At 68.4% G+C, this 16,544-nt stretch carries 17 protein-coding genes and 1 pseudogene; 12 read left to right on the top strand and 6 right to left on the bottom strand.

Annotation, left to right across the window (positions count from 1 at the left end):
- Positions 1-48 precede the first annotated feature (48 nt).
- The 4 genes from ACNQR1_RS07490 (at position 49) to ACNQR1_RS07475 (ending at position 5,874) form a co-directional block, all read left to right on the top strand.
- Positions 49-2,307: a helicase-associated domain-containing protein gene (locus ACNQR1_RS07490; protein WP_418045177.1), complete on the top strand. Its 2,259-nt coding sequence runs from the start codon at positions 49-51 to the stop codon at positions 2,305-2,307.
- A gap of 53 nt (positions 2,308-2,360) precedes the next feature.
- Positions 2,361-3,788 carry an alpha/beta hydrolase gene (locus ACNQR1_RS07485; RefSeq protein WP_418050309.1) on the top strand — a complete coding sequence of 476 codons (1,428 nt, stop codon included), beginning with the start codon at positions 2,361-2,363 and terminating at the stop codon, positions 3,786-3,788.
- A gap of 92 nt (positions 3,789-3,880) precedes the next feature.
- Positions 3,881-5,530 carry a DNA repair helicase XPB gene (locus ACNQR1_RS07480; protein ID WP_418045176.1) on the top strand — a complete coding sequence of 550 codons (1,650 nt, stop codon included), beginning with the start codon at positions 3,881-3,883 and terminating at the stop codon, positions 5,528-5,530.
- Complete coding sequence (locus ACNQR1_RS07475; RefSeq protein ID WP_418045175.1) at positions 5,527-5,874, top strand: VOC family protein; 348 nt, start codon at positions 5,527-5,529, stop codon at positions 5,872-5,874. The genes ACNQR1_RS07480 and ACNQR1_RS07475 overlap by 4 nt, the downstream gene beginning before the upstream one ends.
- Here the strand turns inward: ACNQR1_RS07475 and ACNQR1_RS07470 are convergent.
- Complete coding sequence (locus tag ACNQR1_RS07470; protein ID WP_418045174.1) at positions 5,849-7,381, bottom strand: cytochrome P450; 1,533 nt, start codon at positions 7,379-7,381, stop codon at positions 5,849-5,851. The genes ACNQR1_RS07475 and ACNQR1_RS07470 overlap by 26 nt on opposite strands.
- Positions 7,382-7,470: 89 nt before the next feature.
- Positions 7,471-7,815 carry a cupin domain-containing protein gene (locus ACNQR1_RS07465; RefSeq protein ID WP_418050308.1) on the bottom strand — a complete coding sequence of 115 codons (345 nt, stop codon included), beginning with the start codon at positions 7,813-7,815 and terminating at the stop codon, positions 7,471-7,473.
- 142 nt (positions 7,816-7,957) lie between these two features.
- On the opposite strand from ACNQR1_RS07465, the pseudogene ACNQR1_RS07460 reads away from it, so the two are divergent.
- Positions 7,958-8,977: pseudogene (locus tag ACNQR1_RS07460) on the top strand (YbfB/YjiJ family MFS transporter); the annotation flags it as partial.
- A 42-nt stretch (positions 8,978-9,019) separates the two neighbouring features.
- Here the strand turns inward: ACNQR1_RS07460 and ACNQR1_RS07455 are convergent.
- Positions 9,020-9,952 carry a LysR family transcriptional regulator gene (locus ACNQR1_RS07455; RefSeq protein WP_418045172.1) on the bottom strand — a complete coding sequence of 311 codons (933 nt, stop codon included), beginning with the start codon at positions 9,950-9,952 and terminating at the stop codon, positions 9,020-9,022.
- 125 nt (positions 9,953-10,077) lie between these two features.
- Here ACNQR1_RS07455 and ACNQR1_RS07450 point away from each other — a divergent pair, with 125 nt between their 5' ends.
- Together ACNQR1_RS07450 and ACNQR1_RS07445 are read left to right on the top strand one after the other, a co-directional pair.
- Positions 10,078-10,791: an SDR family NAD(P)-dependent oxidoreductase gene (locus ACNQR1_RS07450; RefSeq protein ID WP_418045171.1), complete on the top strand. Its 714-nt coding sequence runs from the start codon at positions 10,078-10,080 to the stop codon at positions 10,789-10,791.
- Positions 10,778-11,152 (top strand): SgcJ/EcaC family oxidoreductase, encoded by a 375-nt coding sequence (locus ACNQR1_RS07445; protein ID WP_418045169.1) that lies wholly within the window; start codon positions 10,778-10,780, stop codon positions 11,150-11,152. Before ACNQR1_RS07450 ends, ACNQR1_RS07445 begins: the two co-directional genes overlap by 14 nt.
- Positions 11,153-11,204: 52 nt before the next feature.
- Here ACNQR1_RS07445 and ACNQR1_RS07440 read toward each other — a convergent pair whose 3' ends face one another.
- Positions 11,205-11,591: a hypothetical protein gene (locus ACNQR1_RS07440; protein ID WP_418045167.1), complete on the bottom strand. Its 387-nt coding sequence runs from the start codon at positions 11,589-11,591 to the stop codon at positions 11,205-11,207.
- Positions 11,592-11,728: 137 nt separating this feature from the next.
- Positions 11,729-12,718, bottom strand: coding sequence for an LLM class F420-dependent oxidoreductase (locus tag ACNQR1_RS07435; protein ID WP_418045165.1), 990 nt, complete (start codon positions 12,716-12,718; stop codon positions 11,729-11,731).
- A gap of 56 nt (positions 12,719-12,774) precedes the next feature.
- Between ACNQR1_RS07435 and ACNQR1_RS07430 the strand changes: the two genes are divergently transcribed.
- Positions 12,775-13,200: a pyridoxamine 5'-phosphate oxidase family protein gene (locus tag ACNQR1_RS07430; protein ID WP_418045163.1), complete on the top strand. Its 426-nt coding sequence runs from the start codon at positions 12,775-12,777 to the stop codon at positions 13,198-13,200.
- A gap of 4 nt (positions 13,201-13,204) precedes the next feature.
- Positions 13,205-13,801 carry a class I SAM-dependent methyltransferase gene (locus tag ACNQR1_RS07425; RefSeq protein ID WP_418045162.1) on the top strand — a complete coding sequence of 199 codons (597 nt, stop codon included), beginning with the start codon at positions 13,205-13,207 and terminating at the stop codon, positions 13,799-13,801.
- 1 nt (position 13,802) lies between these two features.
- Here the strand turns inward: ACNQR1_RS07425 and ACNQR1_RS07420 are convergent, their stop codons facing one another.
- The gene (locus tag ACNQR1_RS07420) at positions 13,803-14,348 is read right to left on the bottom strand and encodes a TetR/AcrR family transcriptional regulator (protein WP_418045160.1); all 546 of its coding nucleotides are present in this window, start codon (positions 14,346-14,348) and stop codon (positions 13,803-13,805) included.
- A gap of 77 nt (positions 14,349-14,425) precedes the next feature.
- On the opposite strand from ACNQR1_RS07420, the gene ACNQR1_RS07415 reads away from it, so the two are divergent.
- From ACNQR1_RS07415 to ACNQR1_RS07405, 3 genes are read left to right on the top strand one after another with little or no spacing between them, the layout of a single operon-like run.
- Positions 14,426-15,634, top strand: a complete 1,209-nt coding sequence (locus tag ACNQR1_RS07415; protein WP_418045158.1) for an FAD-dependent monooxygenase — start codon at positions 14,426-14,428, stop codon at positions 15,632-15,634.
- 30 nt (positions 15,635-15,664) lie between these two features.
- Complete coding sequence (locus ACNQR1_RS07410) at positions 15,665-16,087, top strand: PPOX class F420-dependent oxidoreductase (protein WP_418045156.1); 423 nt, start codon at positions 15,665-15,667, stop codon at positions 16,085-16,087.
- A 10-nt stretch (positions 16,088-16,097) separates the two neighbouring features.
- The gene (locus ACNQR1_RS07405; RefSeq protein WP_418045154.1) at positions 16,098-16,544 is read left to right on the top strand and encodes a TIGR03618 family F420-dependent PPOX class oxidoreductase; all 447 of its coding nucleotides are present in this window, start codon (positions 16,098-16,100) and stop codon (positions 16,542-16,544) included.

The raw sequence follows: 16,544 nt of genomic DNA, 5'->3' as shown, positions 1-16,544 counted from the left end.
AGCGACCGGGGGGAGGTCCAGCGCGGGCTGCTTTACGCTGGTCAGGATATGACCGCCGCACAGACTCCCGGATTCCCGCTGGGTGCCTGGCTGTCCGACCTCGACGACAAGGGCCTCATCCGCCTGCTGGAACTGCGGCCCGACCTGAGCCAGCCGCCACCGGGAACGATCGCCGCGCTCGCCGCGCGCGCGACCTCACGTCAGTCGGTCAAGGCTGCCACCGATTCGCTGGACTTCCTGCGGCTGGCCGTCCTGGATGCGCTGCTGGTCCTGCACGCCGACACCCACCCGGTCCCGGTGTCGCAGGTGAACGAACTGTTGGGTGAGCGCGTCGGATCCGGCGACGTGACCGCGGCGCTGGAAGATCTGCGCGAGCGCGCCCTGGTGTGGGGCGAGGCCGCCGTCCGGGTGGCGCCCGAAGTGGCGTCGGGCCTGCCCTGGTTCGTCGGTCAGGCCGCCGTGGAGACCTCCGACCGCAGCGCCGACGAGATCGCCGACCTGCTCGCGGGGCTCGACGAGGCCCAGAGCGATCTGCTGGCCCGGCTGCTGGAGGGCTCCCCCATGGGCCGCACCCGCGACGCTGCGCCCGACACCCCGCCCGACCGGCCGGTGCCCCGACTGGTCGAGGCCGGGCTGCTGCGCCGGATCGATGCCGAGACGGTGATCCTGCCCCGAGTGGTCGGCCAGGTGATGCGCGGCGAGGCACCCGGCCCGGTGGAGCTGACCGCACCGGTACTGCAGACGACGTCGACGACTCCTGCCGATGCGGACGCGGTGGCCGCCGGTGCGGCCATCGACCTGCTACGTGAGATCGATCTGATCATCGAAACCCTGGGCAGCGCACCGGTTCCCGAGTTGCGCAACGGCGGGCTCGGGGTGCGCGACGTCAAGCGGTTGGCCAAGACCACCGGCATCGACGAACCGCGGCTGGGCCTTCTTCTGGAACTGGCCGCGGGTGCGGGGCTGATCGCAGCGGGCATGCCCGAACCGGACCCAGGTGACGGGACCGGCCCCTACTGGGCGCCGACGGTGGCCGCCGACAGGTTCATCGAATCCCCCACCGCCGTGCGCTGGCACCTGCTGGCCGCGACCTGGCTGGACCTGCCGGCCCGGCCGGCCCTGATCGGGAGCCGCGGCCCGGACAACAAACCCTTTGCCGCACTGTCGGATTCGCTGTACTCGACGGCCGCTCCGCTGGACCGCCGGCTGATGCTGAGCGTGCTGGCCGAACTGGCTCCGGGGACCGGAGCCGACGGCGCCGAAGCGTCCCGGGCGATGGTCTGGCGAAGGCCGCGCTGGGCGGTGCGCCTGCAGCCTGCCACCGTCAGCGGGCTGCTCGCCGAGGCACACTCGCTGGGCATGGTGGGCCGCGGCGCGATCAGCACCCCGGCCCGCGGCTTGCTCGCCGGCGACCCCGACGAGGACGTGCTGGCCGCGATGGCCAAGGCGCTGCCCAAACCACTCGACCACTTCCTGCTGCAGGCCGACCTCACGGTGATCGTGCCCGGCCCGCTGGAACGGGACCTGGCCGAGCATCTGGCCGAGGTGGCCACCGTCGAATCGGCGGGCGCGGCGATGGTCTACCGGATCAGCGAGGCATCCATCCGGCGCGCGCTCGACGCGGGCCGGACCGCCAGCGAGCTACACACCCTGTTCGAGAAGCATTCCAAAACCCCGGTGCCGCAAGGATTGACGTATCTCATCGACGACGTCGCGCGCCGCCACGGCCAGCTGCGCGTCGGCATGGCCACGTCGTTCCTGAGGTGTGAGGATCCCGCACTGCTGGCCCAGGCCCTCGCCTCGCCGGGCGCCGACCGCCTCGAGCTGCGTTTGCTGGCCCCGACCGTGGCGGTGTCCCAGGCGCCGATCGCCGACGTGCTCACGGTGCTTCGCGAAGCCGGGTTCGCACCGGCCGCCGAGGACTCCACGGGCACCGTCGTCGACATCAGGGCCCGTGGCGCCCGCGTCATCGCACCGACCCGCCGCCGCGTCTACCGTCCGCCCACCCCACCGACAGCCCAGACCCTGGGCGCGATCGTCGCGGTACTGCGCAAGGTGGCGTCGGGACCGTTCGCCAGCGTGCGTCTGGACCCGGCCATGGCCATCACCCAACTGCAGGACGCCGCGATCAACCAGACCTCCGTGGTGATCGGCTACGTCGACCCCGCGGGCGTGGCCACCCAACGGGTGGTCTCCCCCATCAACGTGCGCGGCGGTCAACTGACGGCGTTCGATCCGGCTGCCGGACGGGTGCGCGAGTTCGCCATCCATCGCGTCACCTCGGTGGTGTCGGCCGACAGCGACTGACCGCGACACAGCCTGCTCACAGAGCGGTTCACCAATATGGCGATGTGACAACGATGTTGATGGCGGCGGATCAGGTGCCTCCGGCCTACCGAGGCGTGTCCCTGCTGCACGGTTGGTTGCCCCCCACGTTGCAGGCGGTGGCGGCCGTGGCCTTGATCGCGGCCATCGGATGGCGCACCCGGCGCTGGCGGCTGATCTGGCTGCCTTGCGCGATCGCGGTCGGACTGGGCCTGGCCGCTTGGGCCCGATGGTTCGTCCATTCGCAGGGCCTCGCGGGCGATCCGGCACCGGCCGAGTTGTGGATCTGGATCGGGCTGACCGGACTGGCGGCGGCCGTGCTGGCGCTGGGGTGGCGCGGCAGTCACTGGCGACGGCGGACCGCCTCGGTGGCCGCCGTCCCCTTGTGCCTGCTGAGCGTCGGCGTGGCGGTCAATCTCTGGGTCGGGTACTTCCCCACGGTCACGGCACTGTGGAACGAGGTGACCGCCGGGCCGCTGCCGGGCGAGACCGACCTGGCCACCGCGCTCGACCAACGCAAACGCGGTGACATCCCGTCCCACGGCGAGCTGGTGTCCGTGACGATTCCCGCGGACCGATCCGGCTTCAAACACCGCGACGAACTGGTGTACCTGCCGCCGGCCTGGTTCTCCGCATCGGCCCCGGAACTTCCCGTGGTGATGATGATCGCCGGGGAATTCAACACCCCGGCCGATTGGGCGCGCAGCGGCAACGCGATCGCCACCATCGACGATTTCGCCGCCGGTCACGGCGGCAGCACCCCGGTGTTCGTCTTCGTCGACGTCGGCGGCTCCTTCAACAACGACACCGAATGCGTCAACGGGCCGCGCGGCAACGTCGCCGACCACCTCACCGAAGACGTGCCACCCTTCCTGACCCGTACTTTCGGGGTGCGTGACACCGGCTGGGGTGTCGTCGGCTGGTCGATGGGCGGAACCTGCGCCGTGGACCTGACGGTGATGCACCCCGAGTTGTTCAGCGCCTTCGTCGACATCGCCGGAGACACCGGGCCCAACGCAGGCACCAAGGATCAGACCATCGCCCGGCTCTACGGCGGCGATGCCGCGGCCTGGTCCACCTTCGATCCCGCCACCGTGATCGACGAGCACGACAGGTACCGGGGAGTTTCCGGCTGGTTCGTGATCTCCTCGGACGCCCCGGTCAAACGCGGGGCGCACCCGGTCAATCCGGACGCGGTGGGCCTCGGCGGGCAGGACGCCGGGGGCAATCCGGGCGACCAGACCGAAGCTGCGCACACCCTGTGCGACCTGGGCCGCAGCCGTGGGATCTCCTGTGCCATCACTGCCCTGCCGGGCAAGCACGACTGGCCCTTCGCCGAGGAAGTGCTGACCAAGACCCTGCCCTGGCTGGCCGGCGCGGTCGGAACTCCCGGGGTGCCGCAGGTACCGCTGCCGTCCGGCGGGGCGGCCCCACCCGCGCCCCCGGCAGCTGCGCCGCGCTGACCCCGACGCACGGCGCCGAGTGCGCATGTCGGCGCATTCGGAATAATGGACGGGATGAGTTTTCCCGCCGTGAGCGAATGGATCCCCTGCGCATGACTGACGGCCCCCTGATCGTCCAGTCCGACAAGACAGTGCTGCTCGAGGTCGACCACGAGCAGGCCGGGGCGGCCCGCGCCGCCATCGCGCCGTTCGCCGAGCTCGAACGTGCCCCCGAACACGTGCACACCTACCGCATCACCCCGTTGGCGCTGTGGAACGCCCGCGCCGCCGGGCACGACGCCGAGCAGGTGGTCGATGCGCTGGTCAGCTTCTCGCGCTACCCGGTACCGCAGCCCCTGCTGGTCGACATCGTCGACACCATGGGCCGCTACGGGCGGCTGCAGTTGGTGAAGAGTCCCGTGCACGGCCTGGTCCTGGTGAGCCTGGATCGCGCCGTGCTCACGGAGGTGCTGCGACACAAGAAGATCGCCCCGATGCTGGGCGCGCGCATCGACGACGACACCGTGATCGTGCACAACAGCGACCGTGGCCACATCAAGCAGATGCTGCTCAAGATCGGCTGGCCGGCGGAGGACCTCGCGGGCTACGTCGACGGCGAGGCGCATCCGATCGAGCTGGCCCAGGACGGCTGGGAGCTGCGCGACTACCAGGAGATGGCCACCGACTCGTTCTGGGCAGGCGGCTCCGGTGTCGTGGTGCTGCCCTGCGGCGCCGGTAAGACCCTGGTCGGGGCGGCTGCGATGGCCAAGGCCGGCGCGACGACGCTGATCCTGGTCACCAACACCGTGGCCGGGCGGCAGTGGAAACGTGAACTGGTGGCCCGCACCTCGCTGACCGAGGACGAGATCGGCGAGTACTCGGGCGAGAAGAAGGAGATCCGGCCGGTCACCATCGCGACGTACCAGGTGATCACCCGCCGGACCAAGGGCGAGTACAAGCATCTGGAGCTGTTCGACAGCCGCGACTGGGGACTGATCATCTACGACGAGGTCCACCTGCTGCCGGCGCCGGTGTTCCGGATGACCGCCGATCTGCAGTCCCGGCGGCGGCTGGGCCTGACGGCGACGCTGATCCGTGAGGACGGCCGCGAGGGTGACGTGTTCTCGCTGATCGGTCCGAAGCGCTACGACGCGCCGTGGAAGGACATCGAGGCCCAGGGCTGGATCGCCCCCGCCGAATGCATCGAGGTGCGGGTGACGATGACCGACAACGAGCGGATGCTCTACGCCACTGCCGAACCCGAGGAACGCTACAAGCTGTGCTCGACGGTGCACACCAAGATCGCCGTCGTGCGCTCGATCCTGGCGCGCCACCCAGGCGAGCCGACCCTGGTGATCGGCGCCTACCTGGACCAGCTGGAGGAGCTGGGTCAGGAATTGGACGCCCCGGTGATCCAGGGGTCGACCAAGAACGCCGAGCGCGAGGCCCTGTTCGACGCGTTCCGGCGCGGCGAGATCTCCACGCTGGTGGTCAGCAAGGTCGCCAACTTCTCCATCGATCTACCGGAAGCCTCTGTCGCCGTCCAGGTTTCGGGTACTTTCGGCTCCCGCCAGGAAGAGGCGCAGCGTCTGGGCCGGCTGTTGCGTCCCAAGGCCGGCGGCGGCGGTGCGGTGTTCTACTCGGTGGTCTCGCGCGATTCGTTGGACGCCGAGTATGCGGCCCACCGGCAGCGCTTCCTGGCCGAGCAGGGCTACGGGTATGTGATCAAGGACGCCGACGACCTGTTGGGGCCGGCGATATGACAGTGCGGCGGGTGATGCCGGTGCTCACGGTGTCCGACTTGTCTGTCGCCGAGGCATACACCCAGACCCTCGGGTTGGCCGAGGTGATGAACCACGGCTGGATCGTCACCCTGGCCGATGCCGAGCACCGCCATCAGGTGAGCCTGATGACGAAAGACGCCACCGCACCGGTGAATCCGTCGGTTTCGATCGAAGTCGACGACGTCGATGCCGCGTATACGTCCGCGGTCGAGGCGGGGTTGGAGATCGTGCATCCACTGACCGACGAGGAATGGGGTGTCCGGCGGTTCTTCTTCGCCGACGCGGCGGGCAACGTGGTCAATGTGCTGAGCCACCGCCGTTAGTCCGCCTGCGCACCGCCATCAGCAATTCGCCGTCCGGGCCGCCGGTGAAGGTGAGCTCGCGGCGTAGCCGTTGCCCCGGTATCAGGTCGAGCTCGAAACGCTGTGCGAGAGTGGCGATCACCAGCGTGGCTTCGAAGCTGGCGAAACCGGACGCGATGCACATCCGCCGGCCCGCACCGAACGGCATCTGGGCACGACGCTGCGGTCCGTCGAGGTTCTCCTTCAGGAACCTCTCCGGATCGTATGTGCCTGCGTTCTCCCATACCCGATCGTTGTGGTGCACGCTGTGCGTGAGAATGGCGACGCTGGTACCGGCCTTGATCGGGTAATCACCCAGCACGTCATCGGATTTCGCCACCCGAGCCACACCCATGATGGGCGGGTAGACGCGCATCGCCTCAGCCACCACGGCCTGCGTCCACGGCAGGTTCTCGACATCGTCGGCGGTGGGTTCCCGACCGCCGAGCACCTCGTCGAGTTCACGGCCGAGCCGATCGCGTGCATCGGGGTTCTGTGACAGCAGGTACCAGGTCCACGCCAGCGCCGCCGCAGTGGTTTCGAAGCCCGCGCCGAGGAACGTCATGACCTCATCGCGGATCTCCAGATCGCTGTAGCGGTAGCCGGTTTCGGGATCCTCGGCCGCGATCAGAAGGGCCAGCAGATTGTCGGTGCGCTCGATCTTGCCGCTGCGGTGGTCGGCGATCAGCCGATCGATGAACCGTTCGATGCGCCGCAATCCGCGCCGAGCCCGGGGTGCTACCAGCCATGCGCCCCGACGCAAGGCATTGATCGAGAACCGCGGCGACGAGAATCCCTCGGCGATCCGGCGCAGTGGCCGCGCCGCCCCGAGAAGGAACCCATAGCCGAAAAGCGTGAGCAGACGGGCGAAATCGGTGCGCATCTGCTCGGCGAGCCGACCGTTGAGCTCGATGCCGAACATCGTGCGGGCGATGATGTCCAAAGTCACGTAGTTCATCTCGGCGGCGATGTCCACCGGTCGACCGGCGGCCAGGTCGGCCTCCCAGCGCCGGGCGGCGGCCACACTGGCCTCGGTCATCTGCGGCGCGAAGGCATCTACCTGCCGCTTGGCGAAGATCGGCTGGACCAATCGCCGGTTACGTTGCCACAGTTCATCATTGAGGTCAGTGACCAGACCTCGCCCGAACGCCACCGCCAGCAGGTCGTACTCCGCATTCTTGGCGTAGTTGTCCTGATTGGAAACCAGCACGTGACGGGCGATGTCGGGATTGCGCACCACCACGAACTTGGCCAGCGGCGTACGGGCGACGACGATGTCGTCCTGGCCCGGCAGATCGGTGGCGTACTCGTAGATGGTGTGTCGATAGCCGGCCCGGATCGCCTTGAGTGCCAACCACCACGATTTGAGGTACCCGACCTCGGTGTGCTGCCAGCGCACCGGCGTCGGCGCCCAGCGCGGCGGGTGCAGCGCCCCGGTCCCACGGACCGGGCACGTGCTGATCTCGGTTTTCGCGCTGGGCACAGTCATCCGGCCGCCTCCCCGGTGAGCGCCGGGCAACTGACCCGGACTCGGGGTATACAGTACCGGCGGTATCGGGTTAAGGCCAGGGTCAATCTCTAGGTGTGCGGCCCCATCGCCTTGACGACGGTCAGCAGCACCACCGAATCCTCAATTGCGTGCAGGCTGTGCCGGGTCCGCGGGATCACGATGTGATCGCCGGGCGAACCCTCCCAGCTGGCTTCGGAGTTGGCCAGTTTCACCCGGCCCTCGATCACCTGCAGCGTCGCTTCACCCGGGCTCTCATGCTCGTCGAGCCCGTTTCCCTCGGTCAGCGCGATCAGGGTCTGGCGCAACTGATGCTCATGGCCGCCGTAGACCGTGTGGGCACTGCGCCCGCTGCTGGCCGCGCGGGCTGTGGCCAACTGCTGACGGGCAATCGCGGTGAGCGAGATCTTCTCCATACCCACAGATCGTGCCACCTCTCGTCGGCGAACCGTAAGTGTTGGGACAGAACGCTGCGGCGCTCCGGTGAGAGACACCGCCTTCCAGCTGTGAGCCTTTCGGTCGTGGCGTTGTCGGATCCGCGCACCACACCATGGGCCGATGCGCACACACGGACACGTCGCCCGAACCGCGGCGGCACTGGCCTCGGCGATGGGTATCGGCCGCTTCGTCTACACGCCGATCCTGCCGCTGATGTCGGCGCAGGCCGGCCTGGGCGCCCACGATGCCGCCGTCCTCGCCACGGCGAACTACGTCGGTTATCTGGCCGGTGCGCTGGCCGGTTCGATCTGGCCGAGGCTGGCCCGATCGATCACCGTGTGCCGCGTGTGCCTGCCCGTGATGGCCGTCAGCCTGGCCGCGATGCCGTTGTCCACGAACACATTCGAATGGGCCGTGCTGCGCGGCGTGGCCGGCTTCACCAGTGCGCTGGTGTTCGTGATCGCCGTCAACACCATGCTGGAACATCTGCACGGACATCCCGCGCACCTGGCCGGCTGGGGATTCGGCGGCGTGGGTGTCGGCATCGCGCTGTCGGCGCTGCTCGTGCTGGCCACCGGAGACTGGAAGGCGGCCTGGTGGGCCGCGGCCGCAGTAGCCGCCGTGCTGGGCTTCGGCGCCTGGTCGATGCCCGCCGTGCCGCACAGCACCGCAACCGCACCGGCCGCCGACACCCGGCCGCCTCACGGCCCGTTCACATTGCTGCTGACCAGCTACACCCTGGAAGGGGTCGGCTACATCATCGCCGGCACCTTCCTCGTGGCAGCGGTCGCCCAGGGTGCACCGGCGTGGCTGGGCGGGAGCACGTGGCTGGTGGTCGGGCTCGCCACCGTGCCCTCGGCAGCACTGTGGGCGGCACTGAGCAGCCGGTGGTCGCATCCGGCGCTGCTGGTGGCGGCGCTGGCGCTGCAGGCCGTCGGGATCGCGGTGGCCGGCATGGTCGGCGGAGTCACCGCCGCTCTGGTGGGCGCGGTGCTGTTCGGCGGAACGTTCATCGGTGTCAGCACGCTGGCGCTGGCGGCCGGGCGGCTGCTGCGCTACCCGCGCGCTGTTGCCCTGCTCACCACCGGATATTCGGTGGGTCAGATCCTCGGGCCGCTCGTGGTTGCGCCGCTGCTGCACCGCGGTTTCGCGCCCGCGCTGATCGTGGGCGCGCTCGTGGTGTCAGCCGCCGCGCTGGTGTCCGGGGTGATGCGGATCGTCGTCCGGCACCCAGACATCGGGGGCGTCCAGTCCGAGATCACCAATGCCGCGGGTGAACTCGTCGACCACGGCGAGAACGGCCGGACTGGCCTCGTCACGACGCCACACCAACGACCACGTCCATAACGGCGTCGGCGTCACCACCGGGCGACGCACCAGGCCCGCGGGCAGCGACGCGCCCTGTCCCTTGGGGTTGTTGAGGACGGGCCGGCGCAGCCGCCGGACGTGCTCGAAAAAGGTGGGACCGGTGACGCCGCCGTCGTCTGTGCGCATCACCGGCGCCCCGACGGCTGCGGCGAACAGCTCGCCGTAGCGGTTCCACGACGACCAACTCGCCGCGTCCGTGTCGACCAGCACCGTGGTGTCGCGTGCGCTGACCGGGGATTCGTCCGTGCCGGCGCACAAAGCGTACAACCGGTCCACCCCAATCAGCCTGGCCTGCAACGACAGCGCCTCCAGGTCGGCGTTGCGAACCCAGCAGATCGCCAGATCGAGACTGCCCTCGGCGACCCGGGCCGCCTGCGTGTGTGAGGGCATCACCCAGGTGTCCACCCGTACCTGGGCCACGCCCGAGGCCCGCTCCGCCCAATCAGTCGGGCACCAGTTCACATATCCGATCCGGACCGGCTCCGACATCGCCAGACCTTGTGCACGCCTGCGCAATTCATCGGCCTGCTGAACCAGCGCCCGAGCCTCGGGCAGCAATGCGGTACCCGCCTGGGTCAGCGCCACCGAACGCCGGTCGCGGTCGAACAGGGTGACCTTGAGGTCACGCTCCAACGCCTTTATCTGCTGGGACAGCGACGGCCCGGCGATACGCAGGCGCTCTGCCGCCCGGCCGAAGTTCAGCTCCTCGGCGACGGTGACGAAGTAGCGCAGCTGACGTAGCTCCACCGTTGCAGCGTAGTAGGCGCAGCCTCTCAGCAGAGAGCCAACAGGTCCCGCGGGGCGGACATGACATCGCCCGCGACCACGTTGAGCAGTGCATCGGACCACATGCTTCAGACAAGGAGTTCCCCATGAGCACCACACCACACGTCGCAGTCATCACCGGCGCCTCCCAGGGCATCGGCGAGGCCCTGGTCGCGGGTTACCGCAAGCTCGGCTACGCCGTCGTCGCCAACTCCCGAAACATCGGTGAGAGCGACGATCCGATGGTGCTGGCCGTTGCCGGCGACATCGGGCAGCCCGGCGTGGGCAAGCAGCTGATCGACGCCGCCGTCGAGCGATTCGGCCGTGTCGACACCATCGTGAACAACGCAGGCATCTTCGTCGCCAAGCCCTTCACCGAGTACACCGACGCGGACTACGACGCCGTCACCGGAGTCAACCAGCGCGGCTTCTTCGAACTGACCCGGGCCGGGATCGCCGCGATCGAATCGCACGGCGAAGGCGGCCACGTGGTCACCATCTCCACGAGCCTCGTCGACCACGCCAACTCGCAGGTGCCCTCGGTGCTGGCGTCGCTGACCAAGGGCGGGCTGAACGCCGCGACCAAGGCTCTGGCCATCGAGTACGCGTCGCGGGGCATCCGAGCCAACGCGGTCGCGCTGGGCACCATCCGCACCCCGATGCACTCACCCGAGACCCACGAGTTCCTCTCGGCGCTGCATCCCGTCGGGCACATGGGCGACATCGACGACGTGGTGGGCGCGGTGCTGTACTTGGAGCAGGCCGGATTCGTGACCGGCGAGATCCTGCATGTGGACGGAGGCCAGAGTGCCGGGCATTGACGGGAACACGGCGGAGATCCTGCGCGCGGTGCTCGACGAGTGGCAGGCCGGCATCGCCGCCCACGATCCGCAGCGGGTCGCCGCGGTGTTCACCGAGGACGCGATCTTCCAGGGGCTGCGTCCCTACAGCGTCGGCCGGCAGGGAGTGGTCGACTACTACGCTTCGCAGCCCGCCGGTCTGACCGTCGACTACCGGATCCAGGAGACCCGCCGGCCCGCCGACAACATCGTGTTCGGCTACCTGCGTGCCGATTTCACGCGTCCGGACGGCACGGGCATCCCACTGAACCTCAGCGTCCTGGTCACCCGCGACGACGACTGGCGCATCGCCCACTACCAGGTCTCCGCCCTACCGGGCTGACAGAGACGACGGTCCCGCTCGGGCATCACCACGATGCCCGAGCGGTCCGAGATTAAATCACCCGGAGTGAATCTCCGTCGTAGCCGAATCGGGACCGCAGCTGCACCAGCAGACGCTCGGCCTCGGCGATCCTGTCGTGCAGCCGGACGAGCGCATCCGGCATGGGCGCGTCGGCCACCCGGCTGCGTTCCCGGACGCGCCGCCACCGCAGCTCGGTGGCCGCGAGAAGATTCCGCAGCTCGGCGATTTCGCCGACCAGAATGTCCTCGAACAGCCGCGATTGGGCGATGTCAGCGCTGTGCACGGGCCTGGAACAGTCGATCGCGGCAGCCGCGCGAGAAACCATGCGCGGCAGGGGGTTGAGCACCGCGGCCACATCGGCCCCGACCGTCGGGGCGGAGACGTTTCCACTCCCGAATTCCCGTGATATCAGCGTCACGTGGGGATCATGGAGCACGCACCCGATTCCCAGCGACAACACAGACGTAACCGGAGATGCCACCCCTGGTCATCTACCGGTCATCGGATGTACGTTTGACGGCCTTTGCGCGCGGCCAGCGTCCGCGCTCGGCCCGCCTAGCTCAGCGCGGGGATGACCTTCTGCTCGAACAGTTCGATACCGGACCGGTCGTAGGCGGCCTCCGGGAAGTACAGGATCGCGTACTCGCACCCGAGGTCGCGCATCCGCTGCAGTTTCTCGATGACCTGTTCGGGTGTACCGCTTGCCGATTCGGGCGCGGTGGCGTTGGCGAGCATGGCATCGACGGCAGCCTCGCCGGCCACCGGCGCCTGCCGGGCCCGCAACCGCGCGACGCGATCGGCGACGTCGGCCTCGGAGTCGCCGATGACGGCGTTGAAGTTGGCAGAGCGCACGATCGCGTCGTAGTCGGTTCCGACATCGCGACAATGCTCTGCCAGCACCTGCGACTTGTGCGCGAATCCGTCGGGCTCGGAGGTGAAGTTGGTGTACTGCGCGTACTTGGCCGCGATGCGCAGGGTCACCTTCTCACCGCCGCCTGCGATCCACATCGGGATACCACTGTCCTGCAACGGCTTCGGGGCGACGATCGCACCGTCGACCTGGTAGTGCCTGCCTTCGAAACTGACCCGCCCGTCGCGCCAGGCATCACGCATGATCTGGACACCCTCGTCGAGCCTGCCCAGCCGCACCCCGGCCGAGGGGAAGCCGTAGCCGTAGGCCCGCCATTCATGCTCGTACCAGCCGCCACCGATGCCCATCTGCACACGGCCACCCGAGATGATGTCGGTGGTGGCGGCGACCTTGGCCAGGTACACCGGGTTGCGGTAGCTCATCGCGGTGCACATCTGGCCGAGCTTGATCCGCGATGTCGTCGCGGCATAGGCCGACATCAACGACCAGGCCTCATGGGTGGCCTCGTCGGTGGGCACCGGAACGGTGTGGAAGTGGTCGTAGACCCACAGCGAGTCCCAGGTGCCTGCGTCGGCGTAGGCAGCCAGATCATGCATCACCGACCAGTGGTTTTCGGTGGGGATGTCGACAAGGTCAAGGCGCCAGCCCTGCGGGATGAAGAGTCCGAAGCGCATGGACCCCGACTCTACGACGACAACGCCTGTCGTGGCACCGGGCTAGCCTGAGATTTATGGCCCTTTCCAAGGAAGAACGCGAACAGTTTCTGGCCGAGCCGCACATCGCCGCCCTCTCGGTGTATGCAGGCGACAAGCGCGGTCCACTGACCGTCCCCATCTGGTACCAGTACACCCCCGGCGGCGAGCCGTGGGTGTTGACCGGGGTGGGCTCACGCAAGCACCGGCTGATCGAGGCCGCCGGGCACGTGACCCTGATGGTCGAGCGGCTCGAGCCGACGGTGCGCTACGTGGCGGTCGATGGTGCGGTCACCCGCATCGAGCCCGGCACCGACGAGCAGCTCGTCGAGATGACCAAGCGCTACCTGGCCCCCGAGAAGGTGGAGCCGTATCTGGAGTTCGCCCGCCGTGAGCACGGTGAGAGTGTCGCGGTGTTCTTCAAGCCCGAGCACTGGCTGTCCTCTGACCTGGGGTCGCTGTGAGGCCATGAGCTCGCGCCAACGGCTGTTCCGGTGGCTCTACCGGCTCGGGTTCACGCCCTGGGACGGCCACCCGTTGGCGCACAGCCTCACCAAGCTCGTCGAAGGCTCCGCCCACCCGTTGTCGCCTCCCGGCACCGCGCTCGATCTGGGCTGCGGTACCGGGGACAACGCGGTGTACCTGGCCCGCCATGGTTGGCACGTCACCGGCGTGGACTATGTGACCAAACCGCTGAAGAAGGCCAGCGCCAAGGCCGCCGGACTGCCGGTGATCTTCGTCAAAGCCGATGTGACACAACTGAGTTCGTCGGGCATCGGGACAGGCTTCCAGCTGATCATCGACAGTGGCTGCCTGCACGGCATGAGCGCCGGCGACCGCGACGCCTACGTCCGGGAAGTCAGCGCGGTGGCCGCCCCCGGTGCACAACTACTGATCGTGGCCTTCATCCCCGGCGCGTCGATAGGTGTGCCCGGCATCGGATTCGACGAAGTCCAGCGCCGATTCAAGGACGGCTGGACGTTGCTCTCCAGCGGAGATGAGCCCTCGCTGGATCAGAACGGCAACGACCGGGCGCGGCACTACCTGTTCACCCACAGCGGCTGATTCAGAGGCCCAGCGCGGCCATGGCGCCGTCTACGGTGGCAGTACGCAACTGCTCGTAGGGAGTGTCGGGGAACTGCAGGCAACAGTCCTGCAGCCCGCCGAAGGCGATGACCGCGCGGGTGGACTGTTCGAGGGTGGGCCTGCGCCCGAACACCAGCACACCGAGCCGGGCCCGCCAGGCCAGCAGTTGATCGATCAGCCCCAGATCGACCAACGTGGTCAGCTCCGAAACGATCAGGATGAGATCGGCGCGGTGCCGGAAATGGAAGTCGAAGTAGCCCTCCAGAAGTTCCCGCGCCGAGGCCCGGGCTGCTCCCCGTTTGCGTTCCCGCTCGGCAATGAAGGCCTCGCCCTCGTCGATGAGAGGCTGCAGAATGCTGCGGACGAGGTCCTCTCGTGACCGGAAGTGGTAGTACAGCGCGGGCTTTGTGATGCCCAGGCGGTCGGCGATGTCCTGCAGACTCGTGCGCACGACGCCTTTCTCAGCGAACAGTTCGCGCGCCACATCCAGGATGCGTTGCCGGGTATCCAATGCAGGCTTGGCCACGTAGCCACCCTAACTTACTTAACGATAGGTAAGCTCGTGGCAGGAGCACTTACCGACCGTTAAGTAAGGGGGCGATCGTGAAGGTACTCATCTCCGGCGCCAGCATCGCCGGGCCCGTACTCGCCTACTGGCTGTCTCGGCACGGAGTCGACGTCACCGTCGTCGAGCGCTCACCCGCGCTACGCAAGACAGGCGGTCACGCCGTGGACCTGTTCCGGCCCGCCATGGAGATCTCCGAACGCATGGGCGTGCTGCCCGAGATCGAGGCGCACGCCACGGGCACCACCCAGATGATCGTCCATCGACCCGGCGCCGCTCGCCCGGCCCGCCTGGACTACGTCAAGATCATGGGTGCCATGTCCGACCGGCACGTCGAGATCATGCGGGATGACCTCAGCGAGATCTACTTTCGAGCGGGCCAGGACGATGTCGAGTACCTGTTCGGGGACACCATCACCTCGATCTCGCCCGACGGGGACGTGACCTTCGAGCACAACCCACCCCGACGCTTCGACGTGGTGGTGGGAGCCGACGGACTGCACTCGGGTGTGCGTCGTCTGACCTTCGGCGACAACGTTTCCGAGAACTTCCTCGGTGGATACCTGTCGGTGGTCTCGGTGCCGAAAGACTTCGCCCGCGACGGCGAGATGACCGGCTACTTCAAACCCGGTCACATGGCCGGGATCTACACCGCCGACCACCTCGACGATGCTCGCGCGGTCTACATCTTCCGCCCGGACCGGCCACTCGATTACGACTACCGCGACGCGGAGCGCCAAAAGGTGCAACTGCGCGCGGCATTCGAGCACATGAGCCCCGAGGTGGACCGCTGGCTCGACGAGGTGCCGCGGACCCCGACGTTCTACTTCGACGCCATCACGCAACTGGAGATGACGACGTGGTCACGTGGCCGGGTAACCCTCGTCGGGGACGCCGGCTACTGCCCAGGGCCTGCCGTCGGCGGCAGCACCAGCCTCGCGGTGTACGGCGCCTATGTCCTGGCCGCCGAGATGGTGCGGGCCGGTGACGATTACGCCTCGGCGTTCGCCGCCTACGAACGCACGATGCTCCCGCCGGTTGTCGGCAGCCGAAAGTTGGCCCGCGTGAACGCGAAAACAGTGGTGCCGACCAGCGGGTGGGGTATCCGCGCCCTAGTGGGCACAGGCCAGTTGGTCTCGCTGCTGCCCCTGGGCCTGGTCCAGGCGATCGCCCGGCTCAACACCAGGGGCGTGCGGCTCTACGACACCATGCCGCTGCCGAACTGGCCGGCCCCGCTGACCGGTTGAGCGCCCGCCCCCTCGGCGTAGCGTGGCCGCATGGGCGAACTTTCCGAGGATGTGATCGCTTTTCTGTCCGAAGGCACCCGCACCGCGGTGCTGAGCTGGGTGGCAGTTGACGGCCGGCCGTTGTCGGCCCCGGTGTGGTTCGTGGTCGACGACGGCGAACTCGTCTTCAACACCGGCAAGAACACCGCCAAGGGCCGGGCACTGGCCCGGGATTCGCGGGTGGTGCTCTGTATCCATGACGACACGCCGCCGTTCGCGTTCGTCCAGGTCCAGGGCGTCGCCGCGGTCAACGAGGATCCCGACGAGTTGCTCGGCACCGCCACCCGCATCGGCGGCCGCTACATGGGTGCCGACCGCGCCGAGGAATTCGGCAGGCGCAACGGGGTGCCGGGTGAACTCGTGGTGCGGGTCAAGCCCACGAAAGTCCACGCCGCCTTCGACGTGGCGAATTGAGGTGGCGGCCATGACCGACATGTCCCAGTTCGCCGACATGCTGTCCCGCGACAACGGACTCTGCGTGCTGAGCACCCTGCGCCGTGACGGCAGCATCCAATCCTCGGTGGTCAATGCCGGTGTGATGGTGCATCCGCGGACAGCCGAACCCGTCGTCGCCCTCGTAGCGATCGGCGGTTCGCGCAAACTCCGGCACCTGCGCGCCGATCCCCGGGCCACCGTGGTGGCCCGGGCCGGCTGGCAATGGGTGACGGTCGAGGGCACCGCCGACATCATCGGACCCGACGATCCCGATCCCGGCACCGACGACGAGGCGTTGCGGCTGCTGTTGCGCGCCGTCTTCGAGGCGGCGGGCGGTACCCACGACGATTGGGACACCTACGACCGCGTCATGCGGGAGGAGCGCCGCGCCGCGGTGCTGATCTCCCCCGCCCGGGTGTACTCGAACCCGGGCTGA

Source organism: Mycobacterium sp. 48b (genome assembly GCF_048282725.1).
Classification (GTDB): Bacteria; Actinomycetota; Actinomycetes; order Mycobacteriales; family Mycobacteriaceae; genus Mycobacterium.
This window is presented reverse-complemented; position numbering and strand designations above follow the sequence as displayed.

What these genes read in the sequence shown, in the direction of transcription:
- ACNQR1_RS07430 (WP_418045163.1), top strand. Translation starts at nt 12,775, where the DNA reads ATGGCCCTTTCCAAGGAAGAACGCGAACAGTTTCTGGCCGAGCCGCAC.
- ACNQR1_RS07410 (WP_418045156.1), top strand. Translation starts at nt 15,665, where the DNA reads ATGGGCGAACTTTCCGAGGATGTGATCGCTTTTCTGTCCGAAGGCACC.
- ACNQR1_RS07425 (WP_418045162.1), top strand. Translation starts at nt 13,205, where the DNA reads ATGAGCTCGCGCCAACGGCTGTTCCGGTGGCTCTACCGGCTCGGGTTC.
- ACNQR1_RS07480 (WP_418045176.1), top strand. Translation starts at nt 3,881, where the DNA reads ATGACTGACGGCCCCCTGATCGTCCAGTCCGACAAGACAGTGCTGCTC.
- ACNQR1_RS07435 (WP_418045165.1), bottom strand. Translation starts at nt 12,718, where the DNA reads ATGCGCTTCGGACTCTTCATCCCGCAGGGCTGGCGCCTTGACCTTGTC.
- ACNQR1_RS07470 (WP_418045174.1), bottom strand. Translation starts at nt 7,381, where the DNA reads ATGACTGTGCCCAGCGCGAAAACCGAGATCAGCACGTGCCCGGTCCGT.
- ACNQR1_RS07465 (WP_418050308.1), bottom strand. Translation starts at nt 7,815, where the DNA reads ATGGAGAAGATCTCGCTCACCGCGATTGCCCGTCAGCAGTTGGCCACA.
- ACNQR1_RS07485 (WP_418050309.1), top strand. Translation starts at nt 2,361, where the DNA reads ATGTTGATGGCGGCGGATCAGGTGCCTCCGGCCTACCGAGGCGTGTCC.
- ACNQR1_RS07490 (WP_418045177.1), top strand. Translation starts at nt 49, where the DNA reads ATGACCGCCGCACAGACTCCCGGATTCCCGCTGGGTGCCTGGCTGTCC.
- ACNQR1_RS07475 (WP_418045175.1), top strand. Translation starts at nt 5,527, where the DNA reads ATGACAGTGCGGCGGGTGATGCCGGTGCTCACGGTGTCCGACTTGTCT.
- ACNQR1_RS07450 (WP_418045171.1), top strand. Translation starts at nt 10,078, where the DNA reads ATGAGCACCACACCACACGTCGCAGTCATCACCGGCGCCTCCCAGGGC.
- ACNQR1_RS07405 (WP_418045154.1), top strand. Translation starts at nt 16,098, where the DNA reads ATGACCGACATGTCCCAGTTCGCCGACATGCTGTCCCGCGACAACGGA.